The organism is Limnohabitans sp. DCL3, from assembly GCF_048019295.1.
Lineage (GTDB): Bacteria > Pseudomonadota > Gammaproteobacteria > Burkholderiales > Burkholderiaceae_C > Limnohabitans_A.
Genome location: NZ_CP171842.1, coordinates 1,532,369 through 1,549,567, shown reverse-complemented (window position 1 = coordinate 1,549,567; position 17,199 = coordinate 1,532,369). Strand labels below are relative to the sequence as shown.

16 protein-coding genes are annotated in these 17,199 nt (G+C 60.4%); 6 read left to right on the top strand and 10 right to left on the bottom strand.

Annotation, left to right across the window (positions count from 1 at the left end; genetic code table 11):
* Positions 1-17: 17 nt before the first annotated feature.
* Entirely contained in the window at positions 18-1,001 is a 984-nt protein-coding gene (locus ACHEXK_RS06970; protein ID WP_416548643.1) for a TauD/TfdA family dioxygenase, read from the top strand.
* Here the strand turns inward: ACHEXK_RS06970 and ACHEXK_RS06965 are convergent.
* From ACHEXK_RS06965 to nth, 5 genes are all read right to left on the bottom strand, one after another.
* Positions 991-1,602 (bottom strand): DUF2894 domain-containing protein, encoded by a 612-nt coding sequence (locus ACHEXK_RS06965; protein WP_416548642.1) that lies wholly within the window; start codon positions 1,600-1,602, stop codon positions 991-993. The two genes, ACHEXK_RS06970 and ACHEXK_RS06965, sit on opposite strands and share 11 nt — an antisense overlap.
* Positions 1,599-2,255, bottom strand: a complete 657-nt coding sequence (locus ACHEXK_RS06960; protein WP_416548641.1) for an OmpA family protein — start codon at positions 2,253-2,255, stop codon at positions 1,599-1,601. Before ACHEXK_RS06960 ends, ACHEXK_RS06965 begins: the two co-directional genes overlap by 4 nt.
* The gene (locus tag ACHEXK_RS06955) at positions 2,255-4,624 is read right to left on the bottom strand and encodes a DUF802 domain-containing protein (protein ID WP_416548640.1); all 2,370 of its coding nucleotides are present in this window, start codon (positions 4,622-4,624) and stop codon (positions 2,255-2,257) included. Before ACHEXK_RS06955 ends, ACHEXK_RS06960 begins: the two co-directional genes overlap by 1 nt.
* Positions 4,621-5,406, bottom strand: coding sequence for a DUF3348 family protein (locus ACHEXK_RS06950; RefSeq protein ID WP_416548639.1), 786 nt, complete (start codon positions 5,404-5,406; stop codon positions 4,621-4,623). The genes ACHEXK_RS06955 and ACHEXK_RS06950 overlap by 4 nt, the downstream gene beginning before the upstream one ends.
* Positions 5,407-5,588: 182 nt before the next feature.
* A complete protein-coding gene (gene nth / locus ACHEXK_RS06945; RefSeq protein ID WP_416548638.1) occupies positions 5,589-6,221 on the bottom strand; it encodes an endonuclease III in 633 nt (210 codons plus the stop codon).
* Positions 6,222-6,287: 66 nt separating this feature from the next.
* Here nth and ACHEXK_RS06940 point away from each other — a divergent pair, with 66 nt between their 5' ends.
* Genes ACHEXK_RS06940 through ACHEXK_RS06930 form a run of 3 tightly spaced genes read left to right on the top strand, consistent with a single transcriptional unit; the run spans position 6,288 to position 8,511 of the window.
* Positions 6,288-7,484 carry a PLP-dependent aminotransferase family protein gene (locus ACHEXK_RS06940; RefSeq protein WP_416548637.1) on the top strand — a complete coding sequence of 399 codons (1,197 nt, stop codon included), beginning with the start codon at positions 6,288-6,290 and terminating at the stop codon, positions 7,482-7,484.
* Between the two features lie 3 nt (positions 7,485-7,487).
* Positions 7,488-8,291, top strand: coding sequence for an alpha/beta fold hydrolase (locus ACHEXK_RS06935; protein ID WP_416548636.1), 804 nt, complete (start codon positions 7,488-7,490; stop codon positions 8,289-8,291).
* A 10-nt stretch (positions 8,292-8,301) separates the two neighbouring features.
* On the top strand, positions 8,302-8,511 hold the full coding sequence (locus ACHEXK_RS06930; RefSeq protein WP_416548886.1) for a DUF3820 family protein: 210 nt from the start codon (positions 8,302-8,304) through the stop codon (positions 8,509-8,511).
* 20 nt (positions 8,512-8,531) lie between these two features.
* Here ACHEXK_RS06930 and serB read toward each other — a convergent pair whose 3' ends face one another.
* Positions 8,532-9,248, bottom strand: a complete 717-nt coding sequence (gene serB / locus ACHEXK_RS06925; protein ID WP_416548635.1) for a phosphoserine phosphatase SerB — start codon at positions 9,246-9,248, stop codon at positions 8,532-8,534.
* 32 nt (positions 9,249-9,280) lie between these two features.
* Positions 9,281-12,775: a transcription-repair coupling factor gene (mfd, locus tag ACHEXK_RS06920; RefSeq protein WP_416548634.1), complete on the bottom strand. Its 3,495-nt coding sequence runs from the start codon at positions 12,773-12,775 to the stop codon at positions 9,281-9,283.
* 174 nt (positions 12,776-12,949) lie between these two features.
* On the opposite strand from mfd, the gene ispD reads away from it, so the two are divergent.
* Positions 12,950-13,675, top strand: a complete 726-nt coding sequence (gene ispD / locus ACHEXK_RS06915) for a 2-C-methyl-D-erythritol 4-phosphate cytidylyltransferase (RefSeq protein ID WP_416548633.1) — start codon at positions 12,950-12,952, stop codon at positions 13,673-13,675.
* On the top strand, positions 13,672-14,166 hold the full coding sequence (ispF, locus tag ACHEXK_RS06910; protein ID WP_416548632.1) for a 2-C-methyl-D-erythritol 2,4-cyclodiphosphate synthase: 495 nt from the start codon (positions 13,672-13,674) through the stop codon (positions 14,164-14,166). The genes ispD and ispF overlap by 4 nt, the downstream gene beginning before the upstream one ends.
* Here ispF and ACHEXK_RS06905 read toward each other — a convergent pair.
* The 3 genes from ACHEXK_RS06905 to ACHEXK_RS06895 are packed head-to-tail and all read right to left on the bottom strand — an operon-like array spanning position 14,144 to position 17,033.
* On the bottom strand, positions 14,144-15,526 hold the full coding sequence (locus ACHEXK_RS06905; protein WP_416548631.1) for an ATP-binding protein: 1,383 nt from the start codon (positions 15,524-15,526) through the stop codon (positions 14,144-14,146). The two genes, ispF and ACHEXK_RS06905, sit on opposite strands and share 23 nt — an antisense overlap.
* The gene (ompR, locus tag ACHEXK_RS06900) at positions 15,523-16,254 is read right to left on the bottom strand and encodes a two-component system response regulator OmpR (RefSeq protein ID WP_416548630.1); all 732 of its coding nucleotides are present in this window, start codon (positions 16,252-16,254) and stop codon (positions 15,523-15,525) included. Before ompR ends, ACHEXK_RS06905 begins: the two co-directional genes overlap by 4 nt.
* A gap of 8 nt (positions 16,255-16,262) precedes the next feature.
* The gene (locus ACHEXK_RS06895) at positions 16,263-17,033 is read right to left on the bottom strand and encodes a 3-hydroxybutyrate dehydrogenase (protein WP_416548629.1); all 771 of its coding nucleotides are present in this window, start codon (positions 17,031-17,033) and stop codon (positions 16,263-16,265) included.
* Positions 17,034-17,199 lie beyond the last annotated feature (166 nt).

Below are 17,199 nucleotides of genomic sequence, written 5' to 3'. Positions count from 1 at the left end.
AAACTGAGGGAACGGCCATGGGTCTGATCATGAAGCAAGCGATGTCCGGGCCCGCGGTCTGGAAGGGAGCGGACTTGCAGGGCGACAGTTCTTGGTTGCACCTCTTGAGCCCCAAAGTGCTGGGCATCCTCGATGCCGCATTGGCCCAAGTGAAAGCCAAAGGGCTGTCTTTCCCCCACTTTTCCCGAGAAGATTTCCCCATTGGTGACTGGGCCCACGCGCTGAAAGCGCACAGCGATGAACTGGAAAATGGCCGGGGCTTTTTGGTGCTGCGGGGTTTGCCTGTTGAGCGCTACAGCGAAGAAGACATTCAAATCATCTACTACGGCATTGGCCTGCACATGGGTGTGCCCGTTCGGCAAAACCCCAAAGGGGATCTGCTTGGCGTGGTCATGAATGTCGGGGATGTGACGAAAAAAACCACCCGCGTTTACGAAACCAACCTGTACCTGCCGTACCACTCAGACCCGTCGGATGTGGTGGGCCTTTTATGCCTGCGCAAGGCCAAGCAGGGTGGTTTGAGCTCGCTGGTGAGCGTGGCGGCGATCTACAACGAGATCCTGCAGCACCACCCCGAGTACCTGGGTCTGTATTACCGCACTTGGTATTTTTCGCACCTGTGCGAAGACCTGCCCAGCCTGTCACCCATCTTCAGCCACCACCAAGGCAAGCTCAGCTGCCGCTACCTGCGCCAGTACATCGAGCTGGGTCACGAAATCCGCAATCTGCCGCTGTCCGAGGTCGAGATCGAAGCACTCGATTTGTTTGACCAAGTCATGCACCGCGATGATTTCCGCTTGAGCATGATGCTTGAACCCGGTGACCTGCAGTTCGCCAACAACTACGCCGTGCTGCACTCGCGCAACGGGTTTGAAGACCACGGCGTGCACGAGCTCAACCGCAAGATGCTGCGCCTGTGGGTCAAGATGCCCAACGCGCGAACACTGGCCCCCGAGTTTCCGGGGCGCAACGGTTTTCCGGAACCCGAGCTCAGGGCTTGAGTTCTTCTGACCTGAGCGTTTGTTCAGGTTTGTTCGCTGAGCTTGTCTTTTTGGGTTTCGTTTTGCCCACCTCGGGCGAGTCTAAAAACAACAGCGTGTCCACATAAGCCATGAACCGGTTGAGGTAATCCGGTGAAATCTCCCGCATCAGACCCAGTGAGCGCAGCACCAACATGTGCGAGTTGATGGGCCCCGCATTGTGCGGGGCTTGGGCCATGGCTTTCGAGACCTGCTTTTGTACACTGATTTGGCTCAATTGCTTTTTGAAATGCTCAACGCGCGGGCTGCTGGGAGGCCAGCCGGCAGCTGGGCGCCTTGCCGATGTTTCACCTTGGACCCCCATGTCCCGAAGCAGTGAGGCCATTGGGGAAGGCATGACGGTCTGGGCGGCCTGGGGCTGAGTTTGTGCATTGACTCGAGCCTCCAAACGCTGACAAGCTGCTTGCAGTTTGATCAAGAGTTTGAGCTGTGCTGGACCCGATTGTTCACGCGTGCGCTGGGCCAGTGTTTCGATGTAATGCCAGCTGACCGGGTCTACCCGTGATGCACCGGATGCAAGCAAGCCCTCTAAGTCTGGCAACACGGGTGTGTTGACGTTCATGGCAGGGCAGGGGCTGGTTGGGCGCTGGCCGAATTGGTGGCTTTGGGCACTGGGGCCATTTCCACACGGCGGTTTTGGGCGCGGGCCTTGTCACTGGTGTTGGCCACCAGGGGTTGCTCTTGGCCGAAGGCTGCTGCAAAAAGCGCCGATGAAGGCATGCCTTCCTCGATCAGGGTGCGTGTCACCGTCAGGGCACGCTGGGCGGATAACTCCCAATTGTCTGCAAACTGTCGGTTGCGGTTGCCCACCACCCTGTCGTCGGTGAAACCGCTGACCATCAATATTTCTTCACGTGACTGCAAGTAGCTGCGCAATGGCCCCACCAAACTTTTGAGCAGCTGTCGCCCCTCGGGTTCCAGCTTGTCGGAGTTCAGCTCGAAGAGCAACTTGCCGCTGATGCCAATTCGGCCGTTGTTCAGGGTGATGCGCCCACTGGCCAGTGGGATGGCCAAGGCCTGCTCCAGCGACACACGCTTTTGCTCTTCCACTTGACGCTTTTGCACCTCGATTTCCAGTTTGTAGGCCATGTCCAGCTGGGCCGCCATCACCCCCACCAGGAGCAGCACAAACGCACCCACCAGCCCGGTCATCAAATCGGCAAAGGAGATCCAAGTGGGCGCGGTGGATTCGTTTTCGGCTTCCAGTTCCAGCATCAAGCGGCTCCCTCTGACTGGCGTTGCTGCAGGGCTTCCAACACGTCTTGTTGGCTGTGAATGCTCAGGTCTATGATCTCTCGGGCCTGGGCCACGTAGTAAGCCAATTGTTCATCGCTGCGTGTCATCGATTTATCGATAGCCAGTTCGATGCGCTGCAAGTTGGCCATGAGCTTTTCGTTGGTTTCGCTGAAAGAACGCACGGCAAAGCCAAAGGCCTCACCCAAACTGGCCACATCCACGGCACCGGCCGTGACCTGCGCTGCGATGTCCGCCAGCTTGCCTGTCTCGGCCGCCACGTGTTGGTGGAACTCGCTGCTGGTTTGGCTGAGCGTGGCTTGGCTGGTGGAGACGAGCGCATCCACCACGGCTCGCTGCTGCGTCGATGCATGGTTGATGCCGTCCAGCAAAGTGCCAAGCGTGCCCAGAATGCGGGTGCGCTCTTCAAGCAAGTCGTTGTCACGCGCCACACTCACCGAGATTCCCTGTCGCAGTTGAGCGATCACTTCGGCTGCGGCCTTGGGGGCCTCGGAGGCGGTTTCGATCAGTCGTGCGATCGGGTCTTCCAACGCAGTGCCGAGGGTGGTCAGGTGGGCAGCCACCACACTTTGCAACTCGCTCAGGCGAGCCACGGCGATTTGTCCGCGTGCGTCTTCGGCGTCGCGCAGGGCCGAGAGTTCCTGGCGCAGCAAGGCCGCCAGTTCTTCGGCGCGCTGCTGGTGACCTGCAGTCCACTGGGCCTCTGTGGCGATGCGCTCACGCATCAGCGCTTCGCTGCTGGCCATCAGGCGCGTGATGTCTGCCAAGGTTTGCGTGGCCTGTGTCTGCGTATGGTTGGTGATTTCTTGCGCCGTGCGGGTCAGGGTGTCGCAAATGGCTTGCTGCTGAGCCAAGGTTTGCGCGCCCGCGTTTTGCCAGGCTTGTTCCAAGTTGCTGGCCGTTGCCGTCAAAGAGGCCTGCCATGCGTCCAGGCGCGCTTGGTCGGCATCAGCGCGCTCGTCGTGCAGGCGCGTGATGTCGGCCAGCGTCTGGCTGGCATGGGTTTGTGCGTGGGTCTGGATGGCTTGGGCCGTTTCGCCCAAGGTGTCACAAATGGCTTGCTGCTGTGCCAAAGTCTGCGTCCCTGAGGCCTGCCATTGGCTGTGCAGTTCGCTGGCCATTTGTGTGAGCGAGTCTTGCCAAGCTTGCAGGCGCTGCTGGTCGGCGCTGCTTTGCAGGATCAGCTGCTGCGTCTGGGCGACACTGACTTGGTCGACCAGCGATTGGGCGCTGCGCTCAAAATTCTGGCTGAACGTGTCCAAGGTCTGGCCGAGACGTTCGGTCATGTGGGTGCTGGCTTGCGCGTGGCGTGTCAGTGTCTCGGCACTGGTCTGCGCCACGGTGGCTGCCGTGGCGTCCATTTGCGTCTGCAGTTCACCCAGTTGCTGCTGCGTGTTGAGCAGCAGGCGCTCGTTCATGGTCTGGGCTTGTTCGCTCAGTTGCGTCATGGTGGCTTGCACCACGGGGCGAATGCCGTCGCTGGCCAGTTGCATGCTTTGGCTCAGGCTGGTGCGCAGCGATTGCTCCACCGATTGCGCCAGACCTGTGTAGGCCGAGTGCACTTGCGTGTGGAAACTTTGCTGGTTGGCCAGCAAGCGCTCGTTCATCTGCTGGCTGGTTTCGGCCATTTGCGCCATCAGGGTTTGCAGTTGCTGCACCACTTGCGGCAGGGCTTGCGACTGTTGTTGCAAAGCCTTGAAAGTTTCTTGCCGTTGGTGAACCAGAGAAAAGCTGCGCAGGCGGGTGGTCATGAGCGTGTCCAGCCCTTGCGAGGCATGCGCACGTTCACGCCGGGCCAGGCTGCTCATCAAACCCAGCATGGCCGAAGTGGATACGCCGGCCACCGAAGTACCAAAGGCCAGGCCCAAGCCTTTGATGGGTTCGGAAAATGCGGCCCGAATGCCCGCCACGTTGGTCGAGCCTTCGAGCGCAAAAACCGCACCATTGAGTGTCACCACCATGCCCAAAAATGTCCCCAGCATGCCCAGCATGACCAACAAGCCCACCAAATAGGGGGTCAACGCCGGACCCGGCAGGCCCACGCGTTCACCCTCCACGCGTTGGCGGATCGGGTTTTGCAAGCCCGAGGGCAAGGTGATCAGCCAATCGTTGAGGTTTTGCAATTGGGGTGGGACATTGGCCAAGGCTTGGTTCAGGGCGGCCGTCGTGCGCCGGTATTGGTGCAACTCGATCGCCCCAAAAACATACACACCGGCTATCACCGCCGCCATGGCCAAGACCAAGAGGTGCGACGTGGCCACAGCGGCAGCCACCCAAAGCACGGCCAATGCGCCCAGACCGAAGGCGATGTGGAAGGAGTATCGTTTCATTGTTCTTGTGTGGTGTGGGTGTTGAAGGCCTCCAAAAGGCCCCAAACGGGTTGCATGCGTGTGTCCAACTCTGCCTGCAATGCGGTGCGCATGGCTTGGCGCAGTGGCAGCAGCCAGGCGCTCACTGAAAGGTCCGCGTTGGCGACTGCACCGGCCTCCATGGCTTCGGCTTGTTTCTTGAGGTGTTGGTTGAGAGCCTGCGCAAAGCGTTTTTCCTGCAATTTGGAGACTTTGGCGAGTAAAACGGTCTCTCGTTCGCTCAGGATATTTTCAAAGGCGGCGTCGAGTGCGGCCAGCTGCTGCAGGCACGGCGAACGATGGCCCAATTGCCTGCGAACTTGCGATCGCAGGGTTTGAATGGACGTTTCCATTTGCCGCTGGTGGGCCGTATAAAACCTGCGGTAGGGCTCAAATGCCGTTTGGGGCTCAATGGGCTCGTCCATTTCAGCAGGGGGCATGTCGATGCGTGCCAAACCTGATCCAGGGGGTGCACCTTGCGCGATGGACTGCTCCAATTGGGCCTGCACTTTCTCCACATACCGGGTCAGTGCTTCGGCTGTCATCGTCCCCGCTCGACGCAGGTGCGCAGGTGTTGCTGCGGCAAATGGCTGCTCAGGGTTGAGAACACCGTGCAAGGCAATGGCGTGGCGAAAATGCAGCCAATCGCCCAGTCTGGGGCCGATGTCGTCGGCGACAGGGGCGGCGTTGAGCATGGCGTTTTCGGTCAGAAAACGCGTCAGTCTGGAGCTGTTGAGGTGGGTACGCGGCAGGGCTCGCGTCATGGGCAAGTCAGATCGGGTTCAAAAGCAGCGCAGTGCGCTTTGGAGGCAACGGTGGCACAGGCCATCCATCAAGGAGCTGTCCAGCCGGACAGAGGCATAAATTTTACCCGCCAAGAGCCATCGCCTCTGCGGCACAGCGTGTCGGGTGTGAATGCCCAAAAAATCAATGACCCGCCTTGGGTTCAGGGTGTTTTGGTTTTGAAGTCGCAAAAGGCGGCCACCGCGCATTGCCCACACAAGGGCTTGCGGGCTTGGCACACATAGCGCCCGTGCAAGATGAGCCAGTGGTGGGCATTCACCAAGTACTTGGCTGGAACGCGTTTGAGGAGCTTTTGCTCCACTGCCAATGGCGTTTTGCCGGGGGCCAAACCCGTGCGGTTGCCCAGGCGGAAGATGTGTGTGTCCACCGCCATGGTGGCTTCTCCAAAGGCCGAATTCAAGACGACATTGGCGGTTTTTCGGCCCACACCCGGCAGGGCTTCCAGGGCTTCACGCGTGCGCGGGACTTGACCGCCGTGTTGTGCCACCAGTATTTGGCAGGTTTCCATCAGGTGTTTGGCTTTGCTGTGGTATAGGCCAATCGTCTTGATGTAACTCTCCAGACCTTCCAGACCCAGGTCCAAAATCTTTTGCGGCGTGCCCGCCACCGGAAACAAGCGGCGCGTGGCCTTGTTGACGCCGACATCGGTGGCCTGCGCCGACAGCAGCACGGCGGCCAACAGCTCAAAGACGCTCGTGTATGCCAGCTCGGTCACGGGCATGGGGTTGGCGGCTTGCAGCGTTGCAAAGAAGGATTCGATTTGTGCGGGTTTCATGGGGGGCAAAAGTAGGTGTGCAGATGTTGGCAAAATGACGGCCAAGACAAACCGGGAAGATACACCATGCCTTTGCAATTTGCCGACCGCCTGAACAAGGTCGAAACCTCCGCCATCCGCGAGCTTTTCAAGCTTTTGGGCAAGCCCGGGATCATCAGTTTTGCAGGCGGCTTTCCCGACAGCGCCATGTTCGACGTGGACGGCATCCGCGAAGCCAGCAACGCCGCCTTGAACCAAGACCCGGGTGCGGCCCTGCAATACGGCGCCACCGAGGGCTTTGGTCCGCTGCGCGAGCAACTGGCGCATTTCATGCGCCAAAAAGGTGCCAAGGATGTGGCAGCCGACCAGCTGATCGTCACCACCGGGAGTCAGCAGGCGTTGGACTTGATCGGTAAAACCATGATCAGCCCCGGCGACAAGGTGATTGTGGAAGGCCCGACCTTTTTGGCGACCATCCAGTGCTTCCGTTTGTATGGGGCCGAACTCATCAGCGCCCCGGTGGACGGCCATGGCGTCAAAACCGACGAGCTAGAAAAGCTGATTGCCGAGCACAAGCCCAAGTTTGTTTACCTGATCCCCACCTTTGGCAACCCGAGTGGTGCCTTGCTCAGCGCCGAGCGCCGCCAACAGGTGCTGGAGATGGCCGTCAAGCACCAGACCTTGATCGTTGAAGACGATCCCTATGGCGATTTGTACTTTGGCGAAGCGCCGCCGCCCAGCTTGCTGGCCATGAGCAGCTCGGTGCCCGGCAGCCGTGAGCTGCTGGTGCATTGCGGTTCGCTGTCCAAAGTCCTTTCGCCCGGCCTGCGCGTGGGCTGGATGATCGCGCCTGCCGAATTGCTGGTCCGCGCCACCATGTGCAAGCAGTTCAGCGACGCGCACACCAGCACCTTTGCCCAGGCCACGGCCGCGCAATACCTGTTGGCGGGCCGCATGCCTGCCACGCTGGACAAAGTGCGTGCTGTGTATGCCAAGCGGGCTCAGACCATGGGCGACGCGCTGCGCCGTGAACTGGGTGATGCGGTGGAATTTGTGCAGCCCCAAGGTGGCTTGTTCGTCTGGGCGCGCCTCACTGGCGCGGGCGGCAAGGTGGCTGACGGCAATGTGTTCGCCCAACGCGCGATCGACAACGGCGTGGCCTTTGTGCCGGGCACGCCGTTTTTCTGCGCCAACCCCGACCACGCCACCTTCCGCCTGAGCTTTGCGACGGTGGGCGAAGAAAAGATCCTCGAAGGCGTCTCTCGCCTGGCCAAAGCGCTTTGAGCCATGGCTGGTGAAACCGAGCTGTGCATCACCGTCCACGGTACGGACGTTTGGCTGCAAGGGCAGGGTGACGAAGTCATCCTCATGCTGCACGGCTGGCCGGATACCCGCGCGCTGTGGGACGGCACTGTGGGCGCCCTGCAGGACCGCGCCACCTGTGCGCGTTTGACACTGCCAGGCTTTGAGTCAGGCCCCTCCGCCACCCGTCTGGATGACATGTGCCATCTGCTGAGCCAGATCGTGGACCGCATCAGCCCGGGCCAACCCGTGACCCTGATGCTGCACGACTGGGGCTGCATTTTTGGCTACCAATTCGCCATGCGCCACGCCGAGCGGGTCGCCCGCGTGGTGGCGGTGGACGTGGGCGACCACAACTCGGGGGCTTTGTTGCGCAGTTGGGGCGTCAAGGAAAAACTCTCTGTGATGGGCTACCAGGTCTGGCTGGCTTTGGCCTGGAAAATCGGCGGCAGTCTGGGCACCCGCATGACCCGCGCCATGGCCCGCTGGCTGCGCTGCCCCACAGCACCGGCCACCATCACCCACAAGATGAACTACCCCTACGCCATGCAGTGGTTCGGCGCAGCGGGTGGATTCAAGGGTGCGGCGCAGATCCAGCTGCCCATGCCCCTCTTGTTTGTTTATGGCGAGCGCAAACCTTTCATGTTCCACTCGGCCCCATGGTTGGAAAAAGTCGCCACCAAACCCGGCAGTGCGGTGCAAGGCTTGCCTTGTGGGCATTGGGTCATGATTTCGCGGCCCGAGGCGTTTCATGCACGCGTTCGTGAATGGCTCTGGGGCGGGGTGTGAGGGCGAGGCCATGAAGCCCGAAGACCTGATGAAGCTGGTCAGCATGCCCATGCCATTCGGTCGGCACAAGGGCACACTGATCGCCGATTTGCCCGGCAACTACCTCAACTGGTTTGCGCGTGAAGGATTCCCTAAGGGCGAAATCGGGCAATTGCTTCAACTCATGCAAGAAATCGACCACAACGGTTTGAGCGATTTGCTCAAGCCTTTGCGCCGCTGATTCGGCGTTTGGGCGCTTTTTCAGGGCTTGACGACTTCCAACAGCCGGTCCAGCCCGCCTTCTTGAATGGCCACCATGGCCTGCTCACGCACTTTGGGTTTGGCGTGGTAGGCCACCGACAAACCTGCAGCACCCATCATGGGCAAGTCGTTTGCGCCATCGCCGACAGCGATGCATTCACGTGGATCGATGCCCATCAACGAGGCCAGCTCCAGAAGTGTGCGGCGCTTTTCAGCGCCATCACAAATGTCCCCCCAGCTTTGCATGACCAGGCCACCCGTGAGTTCACCCCCCACGATCTCCAGTTGGTTGGCGCGGGCGAAGTCGATGTTCAGGCGAACTTTGACGCGTTCGGCAAAGAAGGTGAAGCCACCCGAAACCAGCAGCACCTTCATCCCCGCTTTTTGGCATGTGGCGATCAGCTCGGCCGCGCCGGGGTTGATTTTCAGGCGCTCGGTGTCAACGCGCTCCATGTCGGCTAGGGTCACGCCCTTGAGCAGGGCCAAGCGGCGGCGCAGGCTTTCTTTGAAGTCGCTGATCTCGCCGCGCATGGCCGCCTCGGTGATGGCCGCCACCTCGGCCTTGCGGCCCACGGCGTCGGCGATCTCGTCGATGCACTCGATGCTGATGAGCGTGGAATCCATGTCAAATGCGATCAGCTTGAACTGGGACAAAGACAGCGGGGCTGCAAAGCCCTGAATGGCAAGGCCGGGGGCGAATTCTGTGGCGGTGGTCATGGGTCAGGATTATCGAAGATCGTTGAAGGGTCTCAGGTCGTGGCGGTTTCGGTTTTGGGCTGGCCCAAGGAACGCAACACATCCCGCACCATCTGCGCCCTGGCCTTGGGGTCGGGCAGTTCGCGTTCGATGCGCAACTTGTCGTTACCCGCCAGCTTGATGTGTTTGTTCTTTTGGATCAGGCCGATGATGGCCATGGGGTCCACGGGTGGATTGGGCTTGAAAGTGATTTGGATGACGCCCGGCGCGGCGTCCACCTTGATGACGCCGTAGGGCTGGGTCAGCACGCGCAGGCGGTGCACGTCCACCAGCGTTTGCGCTTGGGGAGGCAGCTTGCCAAAGCGGTCCACCAGCTCTTCGAGCAGGGCGTCGATCTGGTCGCTGGTCTTGGCGGTGGCCAGTTTCTTGTAGAAACTCAGGCGCAGGTGCACGTCGCCACAGTAGTCGTTGGGCAGCAGGGCAGGGGCGTGCAGGTTGATGTCGGTGGTGACGGACAGGGGGCTGAGCAAATCGGGCTCTTTGCCTGCTTTCAAGCTGCGCACCGCTTCGGACAGCATTTCGTTGTAGAGCTGAAATCCCACTTCGAGCATGTTGCCGCTTTGGTTTTCACCCAGCACCTCGCCTGCCCCGCGGATCTCCAGGTCGTGCATGGCCAAATAAAAGCCACTGCCCAACTCTTCCATTTGCTGGATCGCGTCCAGCCGCTGAGCCGCTTGTTTGGTCAGGCCTTCGATCTCGGGCACCATCAAATAGGCATAGGCTTGGTGGTGCGAGCGACCCACGCGCCCACGCAACTGGTGCAGCTGTGCCAGGCCGAATTTGTCAGCGCGAGAGATCACGATGGTGTTGGCCGTGGGCACGTCGATGCCGGTCTCGATGATGGTCGAGCACAGCAAGATGTTGTAGCGCTGGGCCACAAAGTCACGCATCACGCGTTCCAGCTCGCGCTCGGGCATTTGGCCGTGGGCCACGGCGATGCGGGCTTCGGGCAAGATTTCTTCGAGCTTTTGCTTGCGGTTCTCGATGGTCTCGACCTCGTTGTGCAAAAAGTAGCACTGGCCGCCGCGCTTGAGTTCGCGCAGCACCGCCTCGCGGATCACGCCCGTGCCTTCGTTGCGCACAAAGGTTTTGATGGCCAGGCGGCGTTGCGGCGCAGTCGCAATCACGCTCAAATCGCGCAGACCCTCCAAAGCCATGCCCATGGTGCGGGGGATGGGGGTGGCGGTGAGCGTGAGCACATCGACCTCGGCCCGCAGGCCTTTCATGGCCTCTTTGTGGCGCACGCCAAAGCGGTGTTCTTCGTCGATGATGAGCAGGCCCAGGTCGTGGAATTTGGTGGATTCGCTCAGCAGCTTGTGCGTGCCGACCACGATGTCCACCGTGCCATCGGCAATGCCCTTGAGGGCCGCGGTGACTTCTTTGCCCGAGCGAAAGCGCGAGACTTCGGCCACCTTGACGGGCCATTTGGCAAAGCGGTCTTTGAGGGTTTGGTAGTGCTGCTCGGCCAGCAGGGTGGTGGGCGCCAGAATCGCCACTTGTTTGCCCCCCGTGACGGCCACAAAAGCAGCACGCAGCGCCACCTCGGTTTTGCCAAAACCCACATCACCGCAGACCAAACGGTCCATGGGGCGGGGGCTGATCATGTCTTGAATCACGCAGTGGATGGCGGCCTTTTGGTCGGCCGTTTCTTCAAAGCCAAAGTCGTTGGCAAAGGTTTCGTAGTCTTGCGGGCTGTAGCGGAAGGGGTGGCCTTCGCGTGCGGCGCGCCGGGCGTAGATGTTGAGCAACTCGGCGGCGGCGTCGCGCACCTGCTCGGCGGCACGGCGTTTGGCCTTTTCCCATTGGCCTGAACCCAGCTTGTGCAGGGGCGCTTCGTCGGCGCTCACGCCCGTGTAGCGGCCAATCAACTGCAGCTGGCTCACGGGCACATAGAGTGTGGCTTGGTCGGCGTATTCCAGGTGCAAAAACTCCTGCAGAGCGGGCGTGCCGTCTTCGTTCTTCTGCCCCATGTCCATGTTGACCAGACCTCGGTAGCGGCCAATGCCATGGGCACTGTGTACCACCGGGTCGCCCACATTCAGCTCGCTCAGGTCTTTGATCAGCGCTTCCACATCGCTGACCTGTTCCTGTTTTTTGCGCCGGCGGGTGACCGCCCCAGCCGCGAAAAGTTCGGTTTCGGTGACCAGGTCGATGTTGTGCTCGAACCAGTGGAAACCGCTGACCAGTGCAGCGGTGGCCATGCCGACCTTTTCGTCGCTGGTTAAAAAATCTTCAAGGCTTTCGAACACGGGTGGCGTGAGGCCACTGGAGCGCACGAAGTCGAGCAGGCTTTCGCGGCGGCCATCGCTCTCGGCCAAGATGAGCACCCGGCTGGCACTGCTGCGGATGTGCGCCTGCAAGCGCGACAGCGGGTCTTCGGCGCCGCGCACCACCGTCAGCTCGGGCAGGGGCTGGGCCAGGGTGTTGTCGGGCACATCGCTGTTGCCTGTGCGCAATGCCAGCTGCGCGTGGCCGTTGGTCAGGGTGTAGAACTGCTCGGCGCTCAAAAACAGCGCATCGGGCGGCAGCACGGGCCGCTCAGGGTCGCCTTGCACCAAGCGGTAGCGGTCGCGGGTGTCTTGCCAAAAGCGTTGGAATGCGGGCTCCAAATCGCCGTGCAACACCACGGTGGCCGCGTCTGCTTGCCCTGCGCCCAGGTAGTCAAACACCGTGGCGGTTTCTTCAAAGAACAGCGGCAGGTAGTACTCGATGCCCGCCGTGGCCACGCCGTTGCCCATGTCTTTGTAAATGCGGCTTTTGGTCGGGTCGCCCTCCAGCAGTTCGCGCCAGCGGCTTCGGAACCGCGCACGGGCGGCCTCGTCCATCGGGAACTCGCGACCGGGCAGCAGTCGCACCTCGGGCACGGGGTAGAGGCTGCGCTGGCTGTCGGGGTCGAAGGTGCGGATGCTGTCGATCTCGTCGTCAAACAGGTCCACCCGGTAAGGGACCAGCGAGCCCATGGGGAACAAATCGATCAAGCCACCGCGCACCGCGTATTCGCCGGGGCTGACCACTTGGCTCACATGCGAGTAGCCCGCCAGGGTGAGCTGGGCCTTGAGCTGGGCTTCGTCCAGCTTTTGCTTGACCTTGAACTCGAAGGTGTAGCCCGCCAAAAAGGACGGTGGGGCGAGACGGTACAGCGCGGTGGTGGCGGGCACCAACACCACGTCGGCACTTTCGGCATGGTTGCGCTGCTTGATGCGCCAGAGGGTGGCCAAGCGCTCGCTGATCAAGTCTTGGTGCGGCGAGAAGGTGTCATAGGGCAAGGTTTCCCAGTCGGGAAACATCACACAGCGCAGATCGGGCGCAAAAAACACCAACTCATCCATGAGCCGCTGGGCGTCGGCCGCGTCACTGGTGACGATGGCGGTCAGTTGGCCCGCTTTTTTCTCGCGCGCGGCCAACTGGGAAAGCAGCACAGCATCGGCCGATCCGGCGGGGCGGGGCAGGGTGAAACGTTTGCCGGAAATCAGGCTGGGCAGTTGCATGGTGTGTGCGCTGGGCAAAGGCAATGAAAAAAGCAAAACACCCCCCGCCGACAGGGAGGGGGGTGCAAAAGTTGGCAGACACCGCATTGTAGAAGTGGTGCCCAAGAGCCCCCACTTTGGGCATGGCCATGGGGCGCCGTTCAGGCGCAGGGCGACCTCCTACAATCTGAAACCATGTCCTTGACTTGCGCCCATCCCCGTTTTCACGCCCTGATCCCTTGCGCGGGCACTGGCAGCCGTGCGGGCACCCCCATGCCCAAGCAGTACCAGACCGTGGCCGGGCAGCCGATGGTCATGCACACTGTGCAGGCCTTGGCGCAGGTGCAGCAAATCGCGCAGGGCTGGCTGGTGTTGTCACCTGATGATGGCTTTGTCTGGCCGCACGGCGCTCTTTGGCCTGAGCGCTTTGCCAGACTGAACTGCGGCGGGGCCACCCGGGCAGAAAGCGTTTTCAACGGTCTGGGTGCCATGCTGGCTGCTGGTGTGCCCGCCCAAGACTGGGTGCTGGTGCACGACGCCGCACGTTGTCTCGTCACGCCCGAGGCGGTCGCCTTGCTCATCGTGTCGTGTCAAGATGATCCGGTTGGCGGCTTGCTGGCTTTGCCACTGCCAGACACGCTCAAGACACAGACACGGGGTGGTGTGCCTCGTGTGCAGAGCACACTGCCGCGCGAAGACAAATGGCTGGCGCAGACCCCGCAGATGTTTCGTGTGGGCTCGCTGCACCAAGCGCTTGCGCAGGTGGCGGCTTCCGGGTTTGCGGGCATCACCGACGAGGCCAGCGCCATGGAGCGGCAAGGTTTGTCGCCCCGTTTGGTGCCAGGCTCGGCCATGAATTTGAAAGTCACTTACCCGGCAGACTTTGCGTTGGCCGAGGCTGTTTTAAAGGCAAAACCATGAATATCCGCATCGGTGAGGGCTGGGATGTGCACGCTCTGGTGCCCGGGCGGCAGCTGATTTTGGGTGGGGTCGAAATTCCCCACACCGCTGGCCTTTTGGGCCATTCTGACGCCGATGTCTTGTTGCACGCCATCACCGATGCGGTGTTGGGGGCGGCGGGCTTGGGCGACATTGGGCGGCATTTTCCAGATACAGATGCGCAGTTCAAGGGGGCCGACTCTTCGCTCTTACTGGCCGAAGCCATGCGCCGCGTGCGTGCGCAAGGCTGGGAGTTGGTGAATGTGGACAGCACCATCGTGGCCCAAGCCCCCAAACTGGCCCCCCACATGGCCGCCATCAACGCTGGGGTGGCCAAAGCGCTGGGCGTGCAGGCGGGGCAGGTGAACGTGAAAGCCAAAACAGCTGAAAAGCTGGGGCCCGTGGGCATGGGTCAAAGCATCGAAGCGCGGGCTGTGGCCTTGTTGGTGTTCAGTTCAGCTCGGCTTGCCTGAACTTCATCAACGCCATCAAGCCCCCCGCGCTGTTGTTGAACACCGAAAAGGTGCCACCCATTCGCTGCACCGAGCGCTCCACAATGGCCAAACCCAAACCTGAACCCGTGGCATCGGTTCTGGCACAGTCGCCTCTGAAAAAAGGTTGCGTCAGATTTTTCAAGGCCTCTTCGGAGACCCCGGGTCCTTGATCACGCACGCGAAGCAACACCCAGCCGTCATGCACCCTGGCGACGATTTCGACCCGCGTGATGCCATCACTGGGACTTTGGCCATAGCGGCGGGCATTTTCCAACAAGTTCGACAACACGCGGGAGAGCTCCACTTGTTCAGCTTGGACTTGTAAGTCCTCTGCCACTTCCACACGAATTTCCATGCGCAGGTTGTTTCGCCAAGGGGCGATGCTCCGGCTGATGACGCCAGACAGCAGGACGGGCCCCAGTTCAGCGGGCTCGGGCCGAGCGTAGTCGAGGAATTTGTCGATGATGGCGTCCAGCTGGGCGATGTCAGCGGCCATCAAGTCACGGGTTTGAAGATCGGACACGCTCAACTCGGTCTCTAAGCGCAAACGTGCCAATGGCGTGCGCAGGTCATGCGAAATACCTGCGAGCATCACGGCCCGCTCTTGCTCGATTTTGACCAAGCGCTCGGCCATGCGGTTAAAGCCAATGTTGACCTCGCGAATTTCAGGGGTGGCGGCGTCTTCATCCAAGGTGGAGGTGTTGAAGTGTCCCTCGCGCACTTGGCTGGCGGCATCGGACAGCCTTTTCAAGGGCCGGTTGATCAATCCCGCCATCAAGGCCGCACCACCGAGAGACAACACCACAATCAAACCCAGCCAGGTCAACCAAGCCGACCCGCCTACGGGCCGCAATCGGGCGGGGTCCATTTGCAGCCAATAACTGTCGCGCTCGATCTTGAAGCCAATCCACAGGCCAGCTTCTCCATTGACCTCTGACGCAATCAAGGTGTCAGGCCCCAAGCGATTGACCATTTCAACCACCAATTGGCGCTCCAAGCCTGAGCGCCCAAAGGGGACGATTTGATCTTGGGGTTCGCGCGTCTGGATGCCCACATCCTCCTCGTCGGCCAGCATCTTCAAAAGAGAGACCCGGGCAATCGCGTCGGTGTGCATGAGCGCGGTGCGGGTCAAATTGACCACCGTGGCAATTTGGTGGGCGTTGCGCAAGACGCGCGGCTCATACTCTTGCGTGCGAAACAATTGCAGCCATGCCAAGCTGCTGCACAGAATCAGCAAAGCCAACAAAAAGAAAGTTCGCCAAAAGAGACTCAGTTTGACCCGGTGCGGCGACTTGCCCAAAGCGTCTGTCACGGGCTTGGAATCAAGGTCAGGGGTCACGCTTGACCATCTGGCACGAAAACATAGCCCACACCCCATACGGTCTGAATGATTTTGGGGGTTGCAGGATCGAGCTCAATCATTTTGCGCAAACGCGAAATCTGGACATCCAAACTGCGGTCAAAAGGCTCAAATTCTCGTCCCCTCGCCAATTGGGCCAATTTATCGCGGGTGAGTGGTTGCTTGGGGTGGCGCGCCAAGGCCTTGAGCATGGCAAATTCACCGCTGGTCAAAGGCATGTCTTCACCGTTTTTGGTGAGGGAGCGGTTGCCCAGATCCAAGGAGAAAGCGCCAAAGACGATCACCTCATGGCTGGCGGAGGAGGGGGCACTCGGCGCTTCGTGTTGCGGTCTGCGTCGCAAAACTGCATGGATACGGGCCAGCAATTCGCGCGGGTTGAACGGTTTGCCCAAATAGTCATCCGCGCCGATCTCCAGCCCGGTGATGCGGTCCACATCCTCCACTTTGGCGGTGAGCATGATGACCGGGGTTTTGACGCCGGCAGCGCGTAAACGGCGGCAAATTCCCAAACCGTCTTCACCCGGGAGCATCAGGTCAAGCACCACCAGATCGATGGTTTCGCGTTGCAAGATCCGGTCTAGGGCGCGGCCATCTTCCGCCAACAAGACATCGAAACCCTCTTGTGACAAATAGCGTCGGAGCAAATCACGGATGCGGGCATCGTCATCGACGATGACGATTTTGTCCAAACGAGACGAGGTGCTCATGGTCGGATTTATTGCGCTGTCCAGCCACCGTCCATGTTCCAGGCGACGCCTCGCACGTTGTTACCAGCGGCGGAGCAAAAGAACACGGCCAGATCACCCAATTCCTCGGGCGTTGTGAACTGCATGGAGGGCTCTTTCTCTTGCAGCAGTTGTTTCTTGGCTTCTTCATTCGACAAGCCCATGGCCACCGCTTTCGCATCCACCTGTTTTTGCACCAACGGCGTGAGTACCCAGCCGGGACAAATGGCGTTGCAAGTCACGCCCGTGGTGGCGTTTTCAAGGGCCGTGACTTTGGTCAAGCCCACCACACCATGTTTGGCCGCCACATAGGCCGACTTTTCGGAAGAACCGACCAAACCATGTATAGAAGCCACGTTGATGATGCGGCCCCAGTTGGCAGCTTTCATGGCGGGCAAAGCCAAACGCGTAGCGTGGAAGGCACTGCTCAGGTTGATGGCGATGATGGCGTCCCAGCGCTCGATGGGGAAATCTTCAATTTTGGCCACGTGCTGGATGCCGGCATTGTTGACCAAGATGTCGACCCGGCCGAATGTGTCGGCGGCAAACTTCATCATCGCTTCAATGTCGGATGCTTTGCTCATGTCCGCACCGTGGTAGGCGACTTGGACACCCAGCGCAGCAATCTCTGCTTTCGGGCCTTGTGCGTCGCCAAAACCATTGAGCACGATGTTGGCGCCTTGCTTGGCCAACGCCTTGGCAATGCCCAAACCAATGCCACTGGTGGAACCGGTGACCAACGCTGTTTTACCTTGCAACATGATGAAGACTCCGAAAGATGAATTAGGATGTTCAAAAGTCCATTATGGCGCTGTCAACAGCCTGTTTTGGACGCACAGTCCCGAGATTGTTTCTGATTGTCATGACCGAACACCCAGCTCCTCACCATTCACAGCCACAGCCAGCGTGGGTGGATTGCCCCCATCC